The 18,928-nt window shown below is 60.6% G+C and carries 15 protein-coding genes; 4 read left to right on the forward strand and 11 right to left on the reverse strand.

From position 1 onward, the window contains the following. The first annotated feature begins 40 nt into the window (after positions 1-40). Both ACR0D8_RS00895 and ACR0D8_RS00900 read left to right on the forward strand, forming a co-directional pair. Positions 41-1,384 (forward strand): hypothetical protein, encoded by a 1,344-nt coding sequence (locus tag ACR0D8_RS00895; RefSeq protein WP_480644032.1) that lies wholly within the window; start codon positions 41-43, stop codon positions 1,382-1,384. A 141-nt stretch (positions 1,385-1,525) separates the two neighbouring features. Further along, on the forward strand, positions 1,526-4,033 hold the full coding sequence (locus ACR0D8_RS00900; RefSeq protein WP_480644034.1) for a GcvT family protein: 2,508 nt from the start codon (positions 1,526-1,528) through the stop codon (positions 4,031-4,033). 49 nt (positions 4,034-4,082) lie between these two features. Here the strand turns inward: ACR0D8_RS00900 and ACR0D8_RS00905 are convergent, their stop codons facing one another. The 3 genes from ACR0D8_RS00905 to ACR0D8_RS00915 form a co-directional block, all read right to left on the reverse strand. Further along, positions 4,083-4,418 (reverse strand): carboxymuconolactone decarboxylase family protein, encoded by a 336-nt coding sequence (locus ACR0D8_RS00905; RefSeq protein ID WP_480644035.1) that lies wholly within the window; start codon positions 4,416-4,418, stop codon positions 4,083-4,085. Between the two features lie 69 nt (positions 4,419-4,487). Continuing rightward, positions 4,488-5,141 (reverse strand): DUF938 domain-containing protein, encoded by a 654-nt coding sequence (locus ACR0D8_RS00910; RefSeq protein WP_480644036.1) that lies wholly within the window; start codon positions 5,139-5,141, stop codon positions 4,488-4,490. Continuing rightward, positions 5,138-6,211: an NAD(P)/FAD-dependent oxidoreductase gene (locus ACR0D8_RS00915; protein WP_480644037.1), complete on the reverse strand. Its 1,074-nt coding sequence runs from the start codon at positions 6,209-6,211 to the stop codon at positions 5,138-5,140. Before ACR0D8_RS00915 ends, ACR0D8_RS00910 begins: the two co-directional genes overlap by 4 nt. A 153-nt stretch (positions 6,212-6,364) precedes the next feature. Here ACR0D8_RS00915 and ACR0D8_RS00920 point away from each other — a divergent pair, with 153 nt between their 5' ends. Beyond that, entirely contained in the window at positions 6,365-6,769 is a 405-nt protein-coding gene (locus tag ACR0D8_RS00920) for a hypothetical protein (RefSeq protein ID WP_480644038.1), read from the forward strand. A gap of 3 nt (positions 6,770-6,772) precedes the next feature. Further along, positions 6,773-8,005 (forward strand): HlyD family secretion protein, encoded by a 1,233-nt coding sequence (locus tag ACR0D8_RS00925; RefSeq protein WP_480644039.1) that lies wholly within the window; start codon positions 6,773-6,775, stop codon positions 8,003-8,005. A 25-nt stretch (positions 8,006-8,030) separates the two neighbouring features. On the opposite strand, the gene ACR0D8_RS00930 is transcribed toward ACR0D8_RS00925, so the two are convergent. The 8 genes from ACR0D8_RS00930 to xdhA all read right to left on the reverse strand — a co-directional run bounded on the left by ACR0D8_RS00930 (position 8,031) and on the right by xdhA (position 18,903). Continuing rightward, complete coding sequence (locus tag ACR0D8_RS00930) at positions 8,031-9,398, reverse strand: MFS transporter (RefSeq protein ID WP_480644040.1); 1,368 nt, start codon at positions 9,396-9,398, stop codon at positions 8,031-8,033. A gap of 141 nt (positions 9,399-9,539) precedes the next feature. After that, entirely contained in the window at positions 9,540-10,613 is a 1,074-nt protein-coding gene (locus tag ACR0D8_RS00935) for a BMP family ABC transporter substrate-binding protein (RefSeq protein WP_480644042.1), read from the reverse strand. A 31-nt stretch (positions 10,614-10,644) separates the two neighbouring features. Continuing rightward, on the reverse strand, positions 10,645-11,565 hold the full coding sequence (locus ACR0D8_RS00940; protein ID WP_475158383.1) for an ABC transporter permease: 921 nt from the start codon (positions 11,563-11,565) through the stop codon (positions 10,645-10,647). A gap of 3 nt (positions 11,566-11,568) precedes the next feature. Further along, a complete protein-coding gene (locus ACR0D8_RS00945) occupies positions 11,569-12,651 on the reverse strand; it encodes an ABC transporter permease (protein WP_480644044.1) in 1,083 nt (360 codons plus the stop codon). A 42-nt stretch (positions 12,652-12,693) separates the two neighbouring features. Further along, positions 12,694-14,211, reverse strand: a complete 1,518-nt coding sequence (locus tag ACR0D8_RS00950; protein WP_480644045.1) for an ABC transporter ATP-binding protein — start codon at positions 14,209-14,211, stop codon at positions 12,694-12,696. Next, positions 14,208-15,143: a xanthine dehydrogenase accessory protein XdhC gene (gene xdhC / locus ACR0D8_RS00955; protein ID WP_480644046.1), complete on the reverse strand. Its 936-nt coding sequence runs from the start codon at positions 15,141-15,143 to the stop codon at positions 14,208-14,210. Before xdhC ends, ACR0D8_RS00950 begins: the two co-directional genes overlap by 4 nt. Continuing rightward, positions 15,143-17,545, reverse strand: a complete 2,403-nt coding sequence (xdhB, locus tag ACR0D8_RS00960; RefSeq protein ID WP_480644048.1) for a xanthine dehydrogenase molybdopterin binding subunit — start codon at positions 17,543-17,545, stop codon at positions 15,143-15,145. Before xdhB ends, xdhC begins: the two co-directional genes overlap by 1 nt. Further along, a complete protein-coding gene (gene xdhA, locus ACR0D8_RS00965) occupies positions 17,542-18,903 on the reverse strand; it encodes a xanthine dehydrogenase small subunit (protein ID WP_480644049.1) in 1,362 nt (453 codons plus the stop codon). Before xdhA ends, xdhB begins: the two co-directional genes overlap by 4 nt. Positions 18,904-18,928: the final 25 nt, after the last annotated feature.

Below are 18,928 nucleotides of genomic sequence, written 5' to 3' on the forward strand. Positions count from 1 at the left end.
GCCCCAATTAACTGCTATCCATCCGGGAAAAGAGCAGTGATTGATTTCGGAGATTCAGATGGACGCGTTGCGGTTCATTGGTTTTGTGCTGGTTGTGGTTCTGGCTGTGGCCGGGGTGGACTATTACCAGCAGGACAAAAAGCACGAGGGCACTTTATCGGCGAACGGTTATGTGGACACGCTGAAACAGCGGTTTGCCCTCTATCACGAAGAGCTGGACGCGGAAAAAGTCGAGCGTGAACGCCAGAAACGCTGGCGTGCCGGCGGCAAACATTACTTGCCGGACTCCGACAAGGAATGGGTGCGTCGCGCAATCGCCGACCGCGACTTTGCACGCGATGCGCGGGAAGGGGTCTTGCAGGACAACATCAGCGAAGCAGCCCGGCCGCTGGCCAAGAAAGTCGCAATTCAGAAGGCTCAGCAACTGGCCAGCAAGGTAGATCGCAACAGTTGGGTTTACGAGAAAGGCGAACATACGATCTGGGTGCAGGTTTCACTCAGGAAGGACGCCAGATCCAACACTCTTGCGGGCAATATCGCGCAATCCGTGGACGCGCTGGGCATCAGCGCCAGCGATTACGCCCCCTTCGGCGTTATCGGCGGCGTGGCATTTTTTCAGTTCACGCAAAACAAATACAGTGTGATTAGGGTGGATGATCGCGCGTTCTGGTCGATGGTTACCGCAGGTATCACGGACCTGAGCGCCCCGGTGGCGTTCAATGTCTACAAGGGCACCATCGGTTTGGGCGAGGAAATCCGTCTGAAGATGTATTCGGACGCACCTGCACAGGACGTGCACGCGTTTCTGTCGCGGCTGGACTATGACGGGTTGAACGCGTTGCTCAGCCAGCCGGTGCCCGGTGTCGGCAATGACGCGACCTCAAACCCCGAGACCGAGACGGAACTGGCCGTGAACATGGCTGAACTGAGATCAGAGTTCATGAAGCTCCGTGGGGAACTGGCGCAGCTCCGGCTCAACAACGTCGACGGGCTTGCTCTGGTTGCGAACACAATGGCTGCGCAATACGGGCTGCCCGACGATACCTTTGACCTGACCGCGAACAAGATCCAATCCGCCGACGATCTGGTTCAGCTAGGGTACCGCAGGGGGTTGACCGATCTGCTGGCGGGTGAAACCCAAAAAGCCGGATCTGAGGGCGGCAACATGTTCGGGCGCTTCTTTGCGTCGTTCAAGGGTGACCCGAAGCAACCTACTGCCGAGGACGGCGGCGCAGGCGGCTTTTTCGGTGGGTTGAAGTCCTATTTCCAGAAAGACGAAACCGCGCAGGCACCCTCGGTTCGCGTCAACAAGGGTGGTGCAGGCGTTTCAAGCAAATGCGCGACCAAAGAAGCCTTCAAGACCTGCACATTGGGCGACGGTTAACCCGCACCGGAATCCAGCCGAAATGCGACCCCCGACAGATCGGGGGTCGTTTTTTTTATATCACTGGTCGGATGAATGTCGCGGCGGGGGCTTCATTTGCGCCATATGGTGGCAACAGATTCCAAGGGGGGACACCCGGCTATGAAAACCCAAGTCAAAGCACTGGTCGTTGGCGGCGGCGCCGTCGGTACTTCGATTGCCTATCACCTGGCCAAAGCGGGCTGGGATGACGTGATGCTGATTGAGCGGGACGAACTGACATCCGGTTCCACCTGGCACGCCGCGGGACTGCTGCCGCTGTTCAACATGTCCTACGCGACGACCCACATCCACAAATACTCGGTTGATTTCTACAAGACGCTTGAAGAAGAAACCGGCCTGAACGCAGGCTTCGCCGTGGTCGGCAACCTGCGCATGGCGCAGACGCAGGAGCGTATGGATGAATACATGCTCTACGCCTCCACAGCTGAAACCTGCGATGTCGCCTATGAATGGTTGACCCCCGACCAGATCAAAGAGCGCTGGCCGCTGATCGAAACCAGCGATCTGAAGGGCGCGATCTATCACACCGAAGATGGCTATATTAACCCCGCAGACGTAACGCAGGCGATGGCCAAGGGCGCCCGTCAGCGCGGTGTTGATATCGTGCGCAAGATGCAGGCTGACGCCTTCCACTGGAACGGCACCCATTGGGAAGTCACCTGTACCAAGATGGTCGAAAAGGGCGGCAACCTGGTGCCGTCGGACGAGCAGGTGGTGATTACCGCTGAACACGTTGTGACCGCTTCGGGCAACCACGCACAGCGCACCGCCAAGATGCTGGGCATCAAGATGCCCGCGATCCCGGTCGAGCACACTTTCATTGTCATGGACAAAGACCCCGAGTTGGTCAAATGGCGTGAGGCAGGCAACCCGGAGCACCCCGTGGTCCGCGACGCCGACAACGAATCCTATGCCCGTGAGGAACGCGGCGGCTGGATTCTGGGTATCTACGAACACGGCGCGCCCGCGCAGTTTGAACATGGCGTGCCGGACAGTTTCCGCGCCGACCTGTTCCCGCTGGATCTGGACCGCATCGCGGATCAGTACATGGCGATGGCCGAACGCGTGCCGTCCTGCGCCGAATCCGGTCTGAAAGACGATTTCAATGGCCCGATTTGTTACACCCCTGACGGCAACCCGCTAGTTGGTCCGGCTCCGGGCCTGCGCAACATGTGGCTGGCCGAAGGGTTCTCGTTCGGTATCACCGCTGCAGGCGGCACCGGTTATTATCTGGCGCAGATGATGGTTGATGGCGAAGCCGAAATCGACATGGCCTCGCTAGACCCCAAGCGGTATTCGTCCAACTGGATGACCACCGAATTCGCGGCGCGCAAGAACGAAGAGTGCTATGAGCACGTCTACATCCTGCACCACCCGGATGAAGAGCGTGAAGCTTGCCGTCCGCTGCGGACCGTTCCGGCATACGACCGTCAAAAAGCGCGTGGCGCGCAGTTTGGCTGGGTCAACGGTTGGGAACGTCCGAATTATTTCGGTCCGCTGGACGCGCCCGAGAATTTCGACCATGACGCCCGCTCGTTCCGCCGTGGTGGCTGGTGGCAATATGCCGTCGAAGAAGCCAAGGCGATCCGCGAAGGCGTTGGCCTGATCGACGCGTCGGCCTTCACCAAGCATGTCGTCAAAGGCCCCGGTGCGACCCAGTTCCTGGATTGGTTCACCTGTAACAAGCTGCCCAAGGTCGGTCGCATCAACCTGACTTACGCGCTGACCTCGCACGGCACCACCCGCACCGAATACACCATCGTCCGCAATGGCGAGAACAACTACTACATCGTCTCTGCTGGTGCCTGGACCGAGTACGACGCCGACTACCTGCGCAAGGCGGCCGAGGACAAAATGGAGGAGTTCGGCTACATCGAGATCCAGGACGTGACCACTCAGTGGGGCGTCTTCGCCATCGCCGGACCCAAGTCGCGTGACGTTCTGAAAGAGGTCATTAAGGACGCTGATCCGGAAACCGCTCTGTCCAACAAGCGCTTCCCGTGGTTGTCGGCCCGTCAGATTGAACTGGGCATGTGCCCGGTCAACGCGATCCGCGTGGCCTATACCGGTGAGCTTGGCTGGGAACTGCACCATCCGATCGAGATGCAGAACTATCTGTTCGACCTGCTGGAAAAAGCCGGTGAGAAGCACGGTATGAAGCTGGTCGGTGCACGTGCCCAGAACTGGCTGCGTCAGGAGAAATCCTATCGCGCCTTCGGCACCGAACTGGGCCGCGACGCGACCCCGCTGGAAGCTGACCTGCCGCGCTTTGTTGACCTGTCCAAGGACTTCTACGGCAAGGCCAAGCTGGAAGAGACCGGCGTGCGCGTGAAATGCTGCACCCTGCTGATTGACGGACCGGATGATGCCGACCCGTGGGGCCGCGAGGCGCTCTATACGCCGGAGGGTGAGCGCGTGGGCCGATTGACCTCGGGCGGTTACTCGGTGGCCTTCGAGAAATCCATCGGCATGGGCTATGTAAAGCCCGAGCTTGCGGTTGAAGGCACAAAGCTGCAGGTCAAGATGCAGGACAAGCTGTGGGATGCGGTTGTCACCTGCGACAGCCCCTATGACCCCAAGAACGAAACCATCCGCAAGGACGGTTGATCAAGATCAGGCCCCGGAAACAGTCCGGGGCCTTTTGATTTCGGTGCTGTCACGACGTCATTTCGTCGAAACATTCCAGCGCCTTGGCCGCGTACATCATCGACGGACCCCCGCCCATTTGGATGGCCATTGCCAGAACGTCCGAAAACTCCTCACGCGATGCACCGGCCTTGATCAGGGCTTCTGTGTGCAACGTAATGCAGGGTTCGCACCGGATCGCTATGGAGATGCCCAGAGCGATGTATTCCTTGGTCTTGTAGTCGAGTGTTCCGCCTTGCTTGATCGCCGCCCCAAGCGCGCCGAACGCGCGGGTTGTATCGGGGATCGCGCCGTTCAGATTGCGCAGCCCGTTGCGGGTGGCCTTGATCTTTTCCTGCCAATGCATGTCATCATCCCATTTTATATTGTATAAATGGAATGTGTATTGCGGTGTTGAGCTGGGCCTTGATTTCGATCAGGTGGCGGGTTTTTCCGCGATGAAAGCCAGGTTATTGGCGGGCATTTCGACAGTCTCGACGATGGTCAGACCAAGGCCGATCAAAAGCGCAGCAATGTCATCGTCATCCTTGTAGCCAATCTCAGCGTCCTGCTGGATTAACGCGTCATGGAACCGCTGGTCCCCGTCACTCGTCAACTGCCCCGACCGCATGAATGGGCCGTAGAGAACAAAGCGCCCCCCGCTGGCGAGCGCCTGTGCGACCTCGGAAATTAACGTCTTGGTTTCTGTCCAACTGATCAGATGCACAAGGTTGATCAGAACAATCAGATTTTGCCCGGCGAATTCCTTGTGCCATCCCGACGTCGTTGCATCCAATGGTGCGGCGTCAGAGACGTTGGTCAGGTCAGCCGTGTATGCGTCGATACTGTTCCGCCTCTCTTTGTCGATCTCGGTCGGTTGCCAGAGCAGGCCGGGCAAGTGCCGCGCAAAGGCGCTGACATGCTGGCCGGTGCCGCTGGCGATCTCCAGCGCGCGGCCGCTGGGTGGCGCGTACTGAACCAGCAAATTGCACAGCGCGTTCGCATTGCGGGTCGCGGCGGGTGCAACCAGCCGCCCGTCCTGACCTTCGGTGGCAACGCTGGCATTCGAAGGAAGGGGTCTTTTGCTCATCGGCGCAGTCTTTCGGGGCTGAAGGCGGCGATGACCTCGGCACCCAGTTGGGAAGGTGAACCGGTCGCCAGATCCGCAACCAATTGCGAGGCGGCCGGGGCGGTCTGAAACCCATAGCCGCCCTGACCGGCTGACCAGATAAAAGACGGGTCCGCCGGATCCGGGCCCAGAACCAGAGTCCCGTCCGGCGCAAAACTGCGCAGACCGGCCCAGTTTGCCTCGACCCGGGTAACAGGCTCGGTAACCATTTCTTCGTACCGGGCCAGCCCTTCGGCCAGCACCATGTCGTCGGCATAGGCGTCCTGCGGCGCGACCGGCTCAGCCTCGGACGGTGAGACCAGCAGTTTACCCGCGTCAGGTTTGGCATACCAGGTCTCACCCGCGCCCAGCATCATGGGCCAGCCCCTGACGTCATGCCCGCCCGGGGCGGGAAGCCGGGCCATAGAACGACGTTTCGGTACAATCCCGATCGGTGCGATCCCGGCCAGGGCGGCAATCTCATCGACCCAGGCTCCTGCGGCGTTGACCAGATTGCGGGCCTCGTAGTTTTCACCCGCCTGGATCACCCAATGCCCGGTTTTGCGAATATCTGTGACCTTGCGTTTGATCAGCACCGTTCCGCCATTGCCGCGAATGATGCGCGCAAAATCCTGCAACAGCCTGTCCGTATCAACGTCAAACGCGGCATAGCTGATCGCGGCATGCCCTACGGTGGCGGGGTTCAGGATCGGTATGCAGGTCCTCGCTTCATCCACGGTAATGACCTGCATGTTCAGGTCGGCCGCATCAGTTTCGAACACCTGCCTCTGGTTCTTTCCGCCCACCAGCATCAAGCCGCGCGGGATCAGATAGCCGCCATTTTCATCGTGCATAAATGAGGCGCCAGCCTTGTTCAGCGCAACAACGGACGGTGGGCCATAGCTTTCTTCGAACAGGGCGGCGGACCGTCCTGACGCGTGGTAGCCCAACGCATCCTCGGCTTCGAGCACGGTTACTGTCCCGTGCTGCGAAAGCCGCGCGCCAGCGCTGAGCCCGGCAATGCCGCCGCCGATGATCAGGAAATCTATCATGGTTCCTCTTATGGGCCAGCCGGCCTGTCCGTTGAAATGCTCGTGGCCAAAATGCCGTCAAGTCGCGCCCGAAGCCTACCGGGAACTTTAAGCAGGCTTGAAATTACGCATCAACCCATCCAAGAAAGTGTAACGCAGAAACAGGAGGGCAGGGTGAGTACCGCAGATCTACACCCGATGGCCACGGGGCATATTCCGTCTTACGTGACCCAGGCGGACGGCAGTGATTTCCTTTTGACGTTCATGTTCGTATTCACCGTTCTGGTCATCATCCTGATCGGCGTGGGATATTTCACCCTGCACTCGATCCCCGAAAAGATCGCCCATGAATCCAATCACCCTCAGTTTCAACTGGTGGGTATTCTGGCCCTGTTGGCGCTGTTCACCCATAACGGGTTGTTCTGGGTTGCCGCCATTCTGGTGGCCGGGTTCCAGTTCCCCGACGTTGCCGCTCCGCTGAGGGCCATCGCTGACGCGATCCGATCTTTGGGCAAACAGGACCCGCCCGAACCGGCACCGGTCCAGCCCGCCGAACCCGCCGCGCAGCAGGAGCAGTAAGACATGCTTGAGACATTGATGTGCGCGCTGGTTACAGTGCTGCCGGACTATCTGTTCCGCCGCTTTGTTCAGGGCAAACGGATCGGGCATGAAATTACCCTCTTCACGATGTGGTATGAACTGCGCTGGGGGTTGACCACCTGCGCTATTCTGGCTCTGACCGTGATCACCACGTTGTTCTATTTCCATCCGGCCAGCAAAACGGCGGCATCCTATTTCCGCACCGTGACGATCCTGCCCCAGCTTGGCGGCCGTGTGTCCGAGGTTTTTGTCTCCAACAACCAGCAGGTTGTCGCGGGTCAGCCCATCTTCCGGATCGAGGATTTTACCCAGACCGCGATGGTCGAAGCGGCGCATGCCGGGATCGCACAGGTGCAGGCTTCGCTGAAAGTGGCAGAAACCGATCTGGCCGAGGCCGAGGCCGGCATCGCCGGTGCCCGGGCCGCGCTGGACCAATCCCTTGAGGATCTGGAACGCAACACCACCCTGCGCGACGAAGGGTCCAGTGCCGTCCGTCTGGCCGAAATCGACCGGCTGGAAAATCTGGTGGCCGAGCGTGAGGCGGAACTGAAGGCCGCGCAATCGAAACGTGCCGCCGTCCTGCAGCAGATCGAAGAACTGATCCCGGCCCAGCTGGCCAGTGCAAACGCGCAGCTGGATGCCGCTTTGACCGAACTGGACAAAACGGTGATCAGCGCCGGGGTAACGGGGCGGGTCGAACAATTCGGGCTGCAGGTCGGCGACTATGTCAGCCCTTTGCTGCGCCCGGCGGGTATTCTGGTGCCCTCATCCTCGGGGCATGATCGTTTTCAGGCGGCGTTCAACCAGCTTTCCGCGCAGGTCATCAAGCCCGGCATGATCGGAGAGCTTGGGTGCATGACCAAACCCTTCACGGTGATCCCGGTTGTTGTGGTCGAGGTGCAGGACGTGATCCCGTCAGGGCAAATCCGCCCGACGGACGAGCTGCGGGATGTGCAGACCAACACCAACCCGGGTTCGATTCTGGTCTATATGGAGCCGCTGTACAAAGGCATGGCGGATGACATTCCGCCCGGATCCAACTGTCTTGCGAATGTTTACACAGACAACCACGAACGGCTGGAACACGAAGACCTTGGCTTTTGGGAGGCAGCGTTCCTGCATGTGGTCGACACTATCGGCGTTGTCCATGCAGCGGGGCTGCGCCTGCGTCTGATCCTGATGCCGGTGAATACGCTGGTTCTGACCGGGCACTAATCTTCGTCTGGCCCGCGCGCCGAATTCACTCGGCTGCGCGGCCAGTTTGCCCTTCTGCGGCAAGCGAGGCCATGGCGTAGGCCAGAACGCACGCCGCGAATGCGGCGACGAAACAAAAGACCAGGGTGAAAGAACCGGTAATGGCGAGGGCTGTACTGCCCAAGGCCATACCGACTGTTCCGCCCAACAGCTGAAACGTCATGGAAATGCCGCTGGCCTGCCCGTGCAGTTCCGGTGGCACGGCAGACATGACCGCGCGTCGGGGCGGAACGAACAGGAACGGGACGCAGCATCCCCACAGGACATATCCGACGTAGATTACCGCAGTTGCGTTCAGGTGCATTCCCAACGCGACCAGAAGAATGGCCAGCGTTCCAATAGCGGTGCCAGTCAGGGACGGGGCGCGGGTGCCGAATTTATCGGCAACTTTACCTGCCATCGGTGCGATAAAGATTTGCGGCACAGCGATCGGCAATAACGCCACACCGGCCATCAAGGGTGAAAACCCAAGCGCGGACTGAAAATAGGCCGCGCCGAACACGAACAGGGCAATCTTGCCGAATTGCGCAGTAAACAGGATCATGTTCGCGGCCGCAAACCCCGGATTGGCGAACAAGTTTATCGCGATCAGTGGCGTCGAAAGGCCCTGTTCGACACGGACAAACAGGATCAGCAGCATCGCGCCTGCGGCCAGCGCGCCAAGAACTTCAAGCTGCATCCAACCCCGGTCCGGGCCTTCCATGACGCCGAACACCAGGGCGGCCAGACCGGGCACAAGAAGAAAAAGCCCTTTCCAGTCAAATCCAAGCTCTGGCAAATGTGGCGGATCGCGCCAGCAAGTCCAGGAGATTCCGGCCACAATCAGCACGATCGGAGGGTTGACCCAGAAAATCCAGCGCCAGGACAGGTATTCGGTCAGAAGACCTCCCACCAGCGGGCCCAACGACAGGAATACCGTGCCGATACCGCCGTAAAGCCCCAGTGCCAGCCCGCGTTCCTTTTCGTCAAATGACTGAACGAGCACCACCAGCGACAGAGGAAATATCAAAGCGGCGCCAACACCCTGAACTGCCCGCGCGGCAAGCAGGGCAAATCCGCTGTCGGCAAAACCCCCCAGCACAGATGACATGCCAAAGATCACAAGGCCCGCGTTCAACAATACGCGGATACCCAGGATGTCGCCCAGCCGCCCTGCGGCACAGGCAAAACAGGCCAGCACCAGCAGGTAGATGTTCACGACCCAATGCGCATCCAACCGGGACAGGCCAAGCTCGGCCCGGATTGTGGGCAACGCCACGCTGACAACCGTTTCATCCAGAAGGATGACGCCAAGGATGGCCCCCATTGCGCCAAGTATCCACCAGCGGCCGCGGTCCTGTGCCTTGGGTTCCATCGGATTAACCATGCCGTCCTGTCGGAGAGTTGCCCTTGTCGCTATCAGGTCCGCTGCATCCCTGTTCGTCAAGGTCATGCGGAACCGAAACAAAAAAGGGCCGGCCTTTCGGCCAGCCCTTCGGTTCGTATGCCTGTCGGCTTACTGCGGAATCTCGCCTTCCAGCCCTTCGACGTAGAAGTTCATGCCGGCCAGCGTGCCGTCATCGGCGGTTTCGCCATCTGCCAGCCAGTCGCTGCCGTCTTGCTTCTTCAGCGGACCGGTGAAGGGGTGGTATTCGCCGGACGCCATGGCGGCCTTCAGAGCCAGCGCTTCTTCTTTCACGTCAGCCGGAACCGCGTCAGAGATTTCTCCGATCTCGACCATGCCTTCCTTGATACCGTCCCAGGTGTTCACCGTCGCCCACGAACCGTCCATGACGGCCTGTGTGCGGGCGATGTAGTAGGGGGCCCAGTTGTCGATGATCGACGACACGCGCGGGAACGGGGCGTATTCGCTCATATCCGAAGCCTGCCCGAAGGTGACAACATTGCCTGCCTCTTGCGCGGCCGCCTGCGGCGCGGTCGAGTCGGTGTGCTGCAGGATCACGTCCGCGCCCTGTTCGATCAGAACGGTGGCCGCGTCAGCCTCTTTCGCCGGGTCGAACCATGTATAGGCCCAGACGATCTTGAACTCGACATCCGGGTTCACCTTCTTGGCGTGGATATAGGCCGAGTTGATGCCCCGGATCACTTCGGGGATCGGATAGGAACCGATATAGCCGATGGTGTTCGACTTGGTCATCTTGCCAGCGATGTGGCCCTGAACGGCGCGACCCTCGTAGAAGCGGGCCGAATAGACCGAGACGTTGTCGGCGGTTTTATAGCCGGTCGCGTGCTCGAACTTCACGTTCGGGAACTTCTTGGCCACGTTGATCGTCGGGTCCATGTAACCGAACGAGGTGGTAAAGATCAGATCCGCGCCTTCCAGCGCCATCTGGGTCATGACGCGTTCGGCGTCCGGGCCTTCAGGCACCGATTCAACGAAAACGGTTTCGACCTTGTCGCCGAAATGGTCCTCGACGGCCAGGCGACCCTTGTTGTGTTCATAGGTCCAGCCGCCGTCGCCCACCGGGCCAACATAGACAAAGCCGACCTTGGTCTTGTCTTGGGCCACGGCGCCTGTCGCCAGACCCAGCGCCATGGCGGCGCTTGCCAAAAGTGTTGTGAATTTCATGTGTTACTCCCCAAGTTGGTTCAATTGGCCCCTAGTGTGAGGCATGGAAGATCCGGCCCAGTGAGGCAGGTGCGCTGCTCTTGTCGGCCGAAAGGATCACAAGCACAAGGATCGTGATGATATAGGGCGACATTGCCAGATACTCGACGGGAATGGCAACGCCCGCTGCCTGCAAATTAAGCTGCAACACGGTGATGCCGCCGAACAAATAGGCACCCAGCAAGGCACGCCACGGTTTCCAGCTGGCAAAGACCACCAGCGCAAGGGCGATCCAGCCGACACCGGCGGTCATGCCCTCGGTCCATTGGGGCACGCGGATCAGGCTGATATAGGCCCCACCCAGCCCCGCGCAGGCCCCGCCGAACAGGATCGCAAGAATACGGATTCTGATGACCTTGTAGCCCAGTGCATGGGCCGCATCGTGGTTCTCGCCCACTGCGCGCAGGATCAGGCCGACACGGGTGTATTTCAGCGTGGCCCAGACCGCAGCGGTCAGGGCGATGCCGACATAGAGGATCGGGTCATGCTGGAACAGGATCGGGCCAATCACGGGGATATCGCTGATCACCGGGATATGGATTTCACCCATGCTGGGCGGTTTGATCCCAACATAGCTTTGGCCCAGCAGGGCGCTGAACCCCAGGCCAAAAAGTGTCAGCGCCAGACCGCTGGCAACCTGGTTGGCCAATGCCACCTGCGTCAGCAGGACGAACAGCAGCGACAGTACGGCACCACCGATTGCGGCGGCGATGAAACCCAGCCAGGGTGAGCCGGTTTCGACCGAGATCGCAAAACCGCTGATCGCACCAACGATCATCATGCCCTCGACACCGAGGTTCAGAACGCCTGCTTTTTCGACAACCAGCTCTCCGATCGCGGCCAGCAACAGGGGGGTCGCGGCCACCATCAGCGAGGCGACCAGAAGTACGGGATTAATTTCACCAAGGTCCATGGGTCACGCCACCTCGCTACGGGCCGCACGGATGCGGTAGTTGGTCAAAAGGTCGAAAGCCAGCAGGAAGAACAGGAGCATACCCTGAAACACCTGAATGGCGGCGGCGGGCAGGCCCAGCTGAGACTGAGCGATCTCACCACCAATATACGTCAGGGCCATCAGCCCACCGGCCAGCAGGATACCCACCGGATGCAGGCGGCCAAGGAAAGCCACGATGATCGCGGTAAAGCCGTAGCCGACGTTAAAGTCGATGCTGACCACACCCGACGGGCCGGACACCTCGAACATCCCCGCCAGACCGGCCAATGCGCCGGACAGGCCCAGACAGAACAGGATCAGGCGCGCAGGGTTCACGCCGGCAAACTTCGCCGCACGCGGTGCCTCACCCGTAAGCCGGATGTGAAAGCCCAGCATGTGGCGGTTCAGCAAAACATAGGCAAAGATCACCGCGATCAGGGCGGTTACGACGCCCCAATGCATGCCCGATCCCGCGATCAGTTCGGCATTATGCGCGCTGTCATAAGATTGCAGGTTGCGCGAACCGGGAAAGCCGAACCCTTCGGGGTTCTTCAACAGGCCCAGTGAAACCGAGGCCAGCATCTGTTCGGCCACATAGACCAGCATCAGCGACACAAGGATTTCGTTGGTACCGAAGCGGACTTTCAGAAAAGCCGGGATCATCGCCCACAGCCAGCCGCCGAAGGCCCCGGCAATCACCATGATCGGGAATATATAGAACGCATCCAGCGGATAGAACGCCAGACCGGCACCCGCACCAAAGATGGCGCCCATGATGTACTGCCCCTCGGCCCCGATATTCCAGATACCAGCCCGAAAGCCCAGCGACAGGCCGATGGCGATCAGCACCAGCGGCGCGCCTTTCACCAGCAGTTGCGGGCGGTAGTAAAAGGCGAATTCTCCGAACAGGGGTTCCCAGAAAATGGTTCCGATGGCCTCGATCGGGTTCTTGCCCAGAATGGCGAACAGGATGCCGCCAAAAATCATCGTTGCCAGCACCGCAACCAAGGGGGTCGCATAGGACCACGCCTTGGACGGCTGAGGCCGTTTCTCCAACACAATCATCTGCTCATCCCCCCCGATTTCATTGTTCTTTTTCGATTCAGTTCAGACATGGGCCACCTCCATGCCATGCGCGCCGCCCATCATCAGGCCGATTTCGTCCACGGTCAGGCCGGTGGTTGGGCGCGGGGCGCTCAGACGCCCTTCGTTCAGCGCGGCAAAGCTGTCCGAGATTTCCATCAGCTCGTCCAGATCCTGGCTGATGCAAACGACGGCGGTGCCTTTGGCTGCAAGATCCAGAATGGCCTGCCGGATCGAGGCGGCTGCGGCGGCGTCCACACCCCAGGTCGGCTGGTTCACAACCAGCACGTCGGGGTTCTGCAACACCTCGCGTCCGATGACGAATTTCTGCAGATTGCCGCCGGACAGCGACCGTGCTGCATTTTCCGGCCCCGGCGTACGGACGTCGAAAGCGCTGATGATCTTCTCGGCAAAGTTTTTGGTGTCGGCCCATTTCAGAAAGCCGTTGTTATCCAGCCCTTCGCGCACCGAACCGGTCAGCAGAGCGTTTTCGGTCAGGCTCATATCAGGTGCGGCCGCATGACCAAGCCGTTCCTCGGGCGCTGTGAGCACGCCCAGTTTGCGGCGCGCGGTCGGACCAAGTTTGCCGATCGGCTGGCCGTTGAATTTGACCGCATCGGCGGCGGTCTGAACTTCACCCGACAGCACACCCAGCAACTCGTCCTGCCCGTTGCCGGCAACGCCGCCGATGCCAAGAACCTCGCCCTTGCGAACGGTCATGTGAAGGTTCTTCAACGCGGTTCCGAACTCTGATGGTGACGGCACCGACAACCCGCTGACATCCAGTGCGACCTGCCCGAATTCACGCCCGGTGCGCTCGGGTGTCTGCAGGGTCGAACCCACCATCAATTCGGCCATGTCCCGCGCCGAGGTCTCGGACGGAACACACTCGCCCACATTCTTGCCCAGACGCAGGATCGTGGCGTGGTCGCACAATGTCCGGATTTCCTCCAGCTTGTGCGAGATATACAGGATCGACGTTCCTTCGGACCGCAGTTTGTTCAGCGTTTCGAACAGGATGTCGACCTCTTGCGGTGTCAGAACCGAGGTCGGCTCGTCCATGATCAGAAGTTTGGGGTCTTGCAGAAGGCAGCGGATAATCTCAACCCGTTGACGCTCACCCGCGGACAGGTCGCCAACCGTGCGGTATGGGTCCAGCGGCAGGCCATAGGTTTCGGACACCTGGCGGATACGCGACGCCAGATCACCCATGGCTGGTGGGTTTTCCATCCCCAATGCGATATTTTCGGCCACGTTCAAAGCGTCGAACAGCGAGAAATGCTGGAATACCATCGCGATCCCGTCAGCCCGCGCCGCGCGCGGTTCTGGAGGCGCAAAGGGCTGGCCACGCAGCAGCATGGCACCGCTGTCAGGCTTCACCAGCCCATAGATCATCTTCACCAAAGTGGATTTTCCGGCGCCGTTTTCGCCCAGCAGGGCGTGAACCTCGCCTTCGCCGATGTCAAAGGACACCTGATCATTGGCCACGACGCCGGGATAGGCTTTGGTCAGCCCTTGCAAGCTCAATAGTGGGGTGGTCACGCGCTCAGGTCCTTCTTCAAGTCGTTTTGCCGGGTCGGGCGCAGCAGCTGCGCGGCGACGCCGACGGCGATCATCTGCGGGTGTTTGCCCAACATCGGGTCACCGATCGGGCAGGTGATCCGGCCAATCCGTTCGGGCGAGTGCCCAAGGGCTGCCAGCCGCGACCGGAATCGCGCCCATTTCGTAGCCGAGCCGATCAGCCCCGCAAAGCGGAAATCGTGCGAAAGCAGCCGGTTGCACAGTTCCAGATCCAGATTGTGCGAATATGTCAGCACCAGATGCTCGGCCTCGCGCGGCGCATGGCGCACCAGTTCTGCGGGTTTTGCCGCCGGAACGACGGTCACGCCGCCGGGCACCGCGTCGGGGAAACGGTCGGGACCTGTATCGACCCAGGTGATTGCCAGATCGGGCAGGGGGGACAGAACATCCACCAACGCGCGGCCAACATGGCCCGCGCCCCAGATCCACAGGGATCGCGTCGGTTTGTGCACCGGCTCGACCATCCAGCCGTCAACAAGCTGGGGGTCAGGTGCAATCCCCTGACCGCGTGCCGCGACCAGCAGTCTTTTGACCGAAAGAGGCATCGCCCCACCCGAAACGCTGCGGGCAATGACCGTTTCGTCCAGCCCGACCACGGCTTCTGCGTCGAAAACTTCGCTGAACAGCGTCACCGCGCCGCCGCAGCATTGCCCCATATCAGGCCCAAGCGCGTGTTGCGTCAGACGCGACGGCGCGGTTTGGGATCGCGCGGCCTTTGCCGCCTCGTATTCCAGCGTGCCGCCGCCAATGGTGCCCGACTGTCCGCCCTGCCAAACCAGCATGGCGGCGCCAACCTCACGCGGGGAAGATCCTTTGATCCCGGCGATAACCACGCGGACCACTTTGCCGTGGGTTTTGACCGCCTCCCTCAAAGCCTCCAGGTCAAATCCCATCAGATGTCTCCCTTCATCCTTTGGACCCCGCGCCAGACTTCTTCCGCGGTGGCCGGTGCATTCAATGCCGGGTAGCTGTCGCCAACGGCCGCAACCGCATTCGACAGCGCCAGCCAGGCCGAGATGCCCAGCATGAAAGGCGGCTCTCCGACCGCTTTCGAGCGATAGATCGTGTCCTCGCGGTTTTCCCCATCCCAGAGCGCGACGTTGAAGATGTCGGGCCGGTCGGAACAGGCGGGTATCTTGTAGGTTGAGGGCGCATGCGTGCGCAGATTGCCCTTGTCGTCCCAGACCAGCTCCTCGGTCGTCAGCCAGCCCGCGCCCTGCACATAGCCGCCTTCAACCTGTCCGATATCCAGCGCCGGGTTCAGCGACGCGCCTGCATCATGCAGGATATCGGTGCGCAGAATGCGGTTCTCACCGGTCAGCGTGTCAACGGCGACCTCGGTAACGGAGGCACCGTAAGCAAAGTAGAAAAACGGGCGACCGCGCCCCTTGATCCGGTCCCATTCAATCTTGGGCGTCTTGTAGAATCCGGTCGCCGACAGGCTGATGCGGCCCTGATAGACCAGCGCGGCGGCCTCGGCGAAGGAATAACGTTCCTCACCGACCGAAACATGGCCATCCGAGAAGGTCACGGTGGACGGATCAGCCTGATGCCGTTCGGCCAGATAATCGGCCATCCGGTCGCGGATCGTGTCACAGGCCGCCTTTACCGCCATCCCGTTCAGATCGCTGCCCGACGAGGCAGCGGTGGCCGAGGTGTTCGGCACCTTGGCCGTGTCTGTCGCGGTGATCTTCACCATCTCCAGTGGAATACCGAACCGCGAGGCCGCGACCTGTGCAACTTTCTGGAACAGGCCCTGGCCCATCTCGGTGCCGCCATGGTTCAGGTGAACCGAGCCGTCCTGATAGACATGCACCAGCGCGCCCGCCTGATTCAGGTGGGTCAATGTGAAGGAAATGCCGAACTTGACCGGAGAAAAGGCGATGCCTTTCTTGATCACGCTGTTCTCGGCATTCCAATTTTCTATGGCGGCCTTGCGAGCGGCGTAGTCACTGGACTTCAGCAGCGCTTCGGTCATGCCGTGCAGTTCGAAGTCGCTGACCTCCATGCCATAGGGGGTGGTGTTGCCACCTGCGGGCAGGGGACGCACCGGGGCGTCGCCCATCTCGACCGCGCCGCGGCTTGTCAGGTCTTCGTGCGGATCAGGGTGACCCAGCGGTTTTTCTATTGGCGCCGGGTCCGCCACCGCGTGCGCGGGTTCATAATAATTCCGCCGCCGCAACTCGGCCGGGTCCAACCCCAGTTCGTGCGCGGCGTGGTCCATGACCCGTTCGATACCGACCATGCCTTGCGGTCCGCCGAACCCGCGATAGGCGGTGGCGGATTGCGTGTTGGTCTTCAACCGATGACTTTCGATCCGCGCATTCGGCAGCAGATAGGCATTGTCCGAATGCAGCATCGCGCGGTCGGCAACCGGCAGGGACAGATCCTGCGCCCATCCGCAGATGGCATAATGCAGGAACGAGACGCCCTGAATGTGCCCGTCCTCGTTGAAACCCGCGCGGTAGGAAATCCGGAATGCGTGCCGTTTGCCGGTGATGATCATGTCATCGTCTCGGTCATAGCGCATCTTGCAGGCCCTGCCGGTCGCACGCGCGGCGATGGCACAGGCTACTGCCAAAGCGTTGCCCTGGCTTTCCTTGCCGCCAAAGCCGCCGCCCATACGACGGGTTTCAACCCGGACCGCATGCATGGGAACGCCCAAAGCATCCGCCACCTTGTGCTGAATCTCGGTCGGGTGCTGGGTCGAACTGTGCACCAGCATATCCGCGCCCTCATTCGGCACGGCCAGCGCGGCCTGACCTTCCAGATAGAAATGCTCTTGCCCGCCGAGTTCGAAGGACCCCTCGATCACATGGGCCGCACCGGCAATGGCCGCATCGGCATCGCCCTTGGCGTATATGCGCGGCCCGTCTTCGAACCGGCTGTCAGCGGCCAACGCCTCTTCGACGGTCAGGATAGGTGCCTCTTCGGCATAGTCGATCTTGCCCAGCCGTGCGGCCTTTCGCGCGGCCAGATGGCTTGAGGCGACTACAAGGAAAACCGGCTGGCCGATGTAATGGATCGTGCCGTCCGACAGCAACGGTTCGTCATGGATCGACGGTGAGACGTCATTGGCAAATGGCAGATCGTCGGCGGTTATAACCATAACAACGCCTTCGGCCGCCTTCACTGCCGACAGATCCATTGCCGTGATCTTACCCTTGGCGATGGGGCTGAGGCCGAAGGCCAGATACAGCGATCCCTTTGGCGTCGGGATGTCATCCACGTAACGCGCCGTACCGGAGACGTGCAGCGGCGCCGCGTCATGGGGCAGAGGTTTGGTCACGCTCATGCCGTCACCTCCAGTACATTTGTCACTTCGCCTTGATCCTCAAGGAAATAACGTTCAAGCATCGCTTTGGCGGTTTCCAGACGATACGAGGCAGATGCGCGCATGTCCGTCATCGGGGTGAAATCCTCGGCAAACGCGGGCAGGGCGGCCTGAACGGTTTCCTGCGACCAGGGTTTGCTGTTCAGCGACGCCTCGACCTTTGCGGCCCGCTTCGGAATGCCGGCCATGCCCCCATAGGCAACGCGTGCGCTGGTGACAGTTCCGTCCTCGACAGTGATGTTGAAACATCCGCATACTGCTGAGATATCCTGATCGAACCGCTTGCTGAGTTTGTAGCATTTAAGCCGATCCGCCTGACGCGGGAAGCTGACCGCCTCGACAAATTCGCCGGGTGCGCGGTCCTGTTTGCCGTAATCGATGAAGAAATCTTCCAACGGGATCGATCGGCGTTCATCCCCTTTGCGAAGGTGCAGGGTGGCGTCCAGCGCGATCAGCGCTGGCGGGTTGTCCCCGATGGGGGAACCGTTGGCGATATTGCCGCCCACCGTTGCCGCGTGACGCACCTGAACGCTGGCGTAGCGGCGGATCATCTCGGCATAGGACGGGTGCAGATCGGCCAGCGCGTCGCCCATGCGGTTCATATCGACCATTGCACCAAAACGGATTTTGTCTTCGGTAACCGTGATCTCTTTCAAATCGTCGCAGCGGTTGAGGAAGATCACCGGGTCCAGATCGCGTAGCTGCTTGGTCACCCACAGCCCGACATCGGTGGCACCGGCGACCAGAGTTGCATCGGGATTTTCAGCATAGACCGCGGCCAGTTCATCCGACGAGCCGGGCAGCATCCGAGAGGTTGTCCGCGGCGCGACCGGCTTGTCCTTGACCCAGACCGGTACGGGATGGTCTTCAGCCGCTTTAGCGGCGCGGATGATCGGCGCATAGCCTGTGCATCGGCACAGATTGCCGGCAAGCTGGGTATCATGGTCCGTCGCGCCTGTCGCGTGGCTTGCCACCATCGACATCACAAATCCGGGCGTGCAGAAACCGCATTGCGAACCATGCAGGTCGACCATCGCCTTCTGTACGGGATGCGCCTCTCCGTCCGGGCCGCTCGCGCCTTCGACGGTGCGCACTGCCTTGCCATGCAGTTGGGGCAGAAACAGAATGCAGGAATTCAGTGCCTTTGCGCCGCCCTCATCCGTCACCATAACGGTGCAGGCGCCGCAATCGCCTTCGTTGCAGCCCTCTTTGGTGCCGGTCAGGCCGCGATCCTCGCGTAGCCAGTCCAGCAGGGTCGCTGTCGGATCCACATCCGCCAGCTCCACTGTCTCTCCGTTCAGAAGAAACGCGATGTCCATTCGTGAAACCCGTCGCCTTACCCGG

Source organism: Ruegeria sp. BG10 (assembly GCF_056538575.1).

What these genes read in the sequence shown, in the direction of transcription:
- ACR0D8_RS00900 (WP_480644034.1), top strand. Translation starts at nt 1,526, where the DNA reads ATGAAAACCCAAGTCAAAGCACTGGTCGTTGGCGGCGGCGCCGTCGGT.
- ACR0D8_RS00905 (WP_480644035.1), bottom strand. Translation starts at nt 4,418, where the DNA reads ATGCATTGGCAGGAAAAGATCAAGGCCACCCGCAACGGGCTGCGCAAT.
- ACR0D8_RS00910 (WP_480644036.1), bottom strand. Translation starts at nt 5,141, where the DNA reads ATGAGCAAAAGACCCCTTCCTTCGAATGCCAGCGTTGCCACCGAAGGT.
- ACR0D8_RS00915 (WP_480644037.1), bottom strand. Translation starts at nt 6,211, where the DNA reads ATGATAGATTTCCTGATCATCGGCGGCGGCATTGCCGGGCTCAGCGCT.
- ACR0D8_RS00925 (WP_480644039.1), top strand. Translation starts at nt 6,773, where the DNA reads ATGCTTGAGACATTGATGTGCGCGCTGGTTACAGTGCTGCCGGACTAT.
- ACR0D8_RS00930 (WP_480644040.1), bottom strand. Translation starts at nt 9,398, where the DNA reads ATGGAACCCAAGGCACAGGACCGCGGCCGCTGGTGGATACTTGGCGCA.
- ACR0D8_RS00935 (WP_480644042.1), bottom strand. Translation starts at nt 10,613, where the DNA reads ATGAAATTCACAACACTTTTGGCAAGCGCCGCCATGGCGCTGGGTCTG.
- ACR0D8_RS00940 (WP_475158383.1), bottom strand. Translation starts at nt 11,565, where the DNA reads ATGGACCTTGGTGAAATTAATCCCGTACTTCTGGTCGCCTCGCTGATG.
- ACR0D8_RS00945 (WP_480644044.1), bottom strand. Translation starts at nt 12,651, where the DNA reads ATGATTGTGTTGGAGAAACGGCCTCAGCCGTCCAAGGCGTGGTCCTAT.
- xdhC (WP_480644046.1), bottom strand. Translation starts at nt 15,143, where the DNA reads ATGGGATTTGACCTGGAGGCTTTGAGGGAGGCGGTCAAAACCCACGGC.
- xdhB (WP_480644048.1), bottom strand. Translation starts at nt 17,545, where the DNA reads ATGAGCGTGACCAAACCTCTGCCCCATGACGCGGCGCCGCTGCACGTC.
- xdhA (WP_480644049.1), bottom strand. Translation starts at nt 18,903, where the DNA reads ATGGACATCGCGTTTCTTCTGAACGGAGAGACAGTGGAGCTGGCGGAT.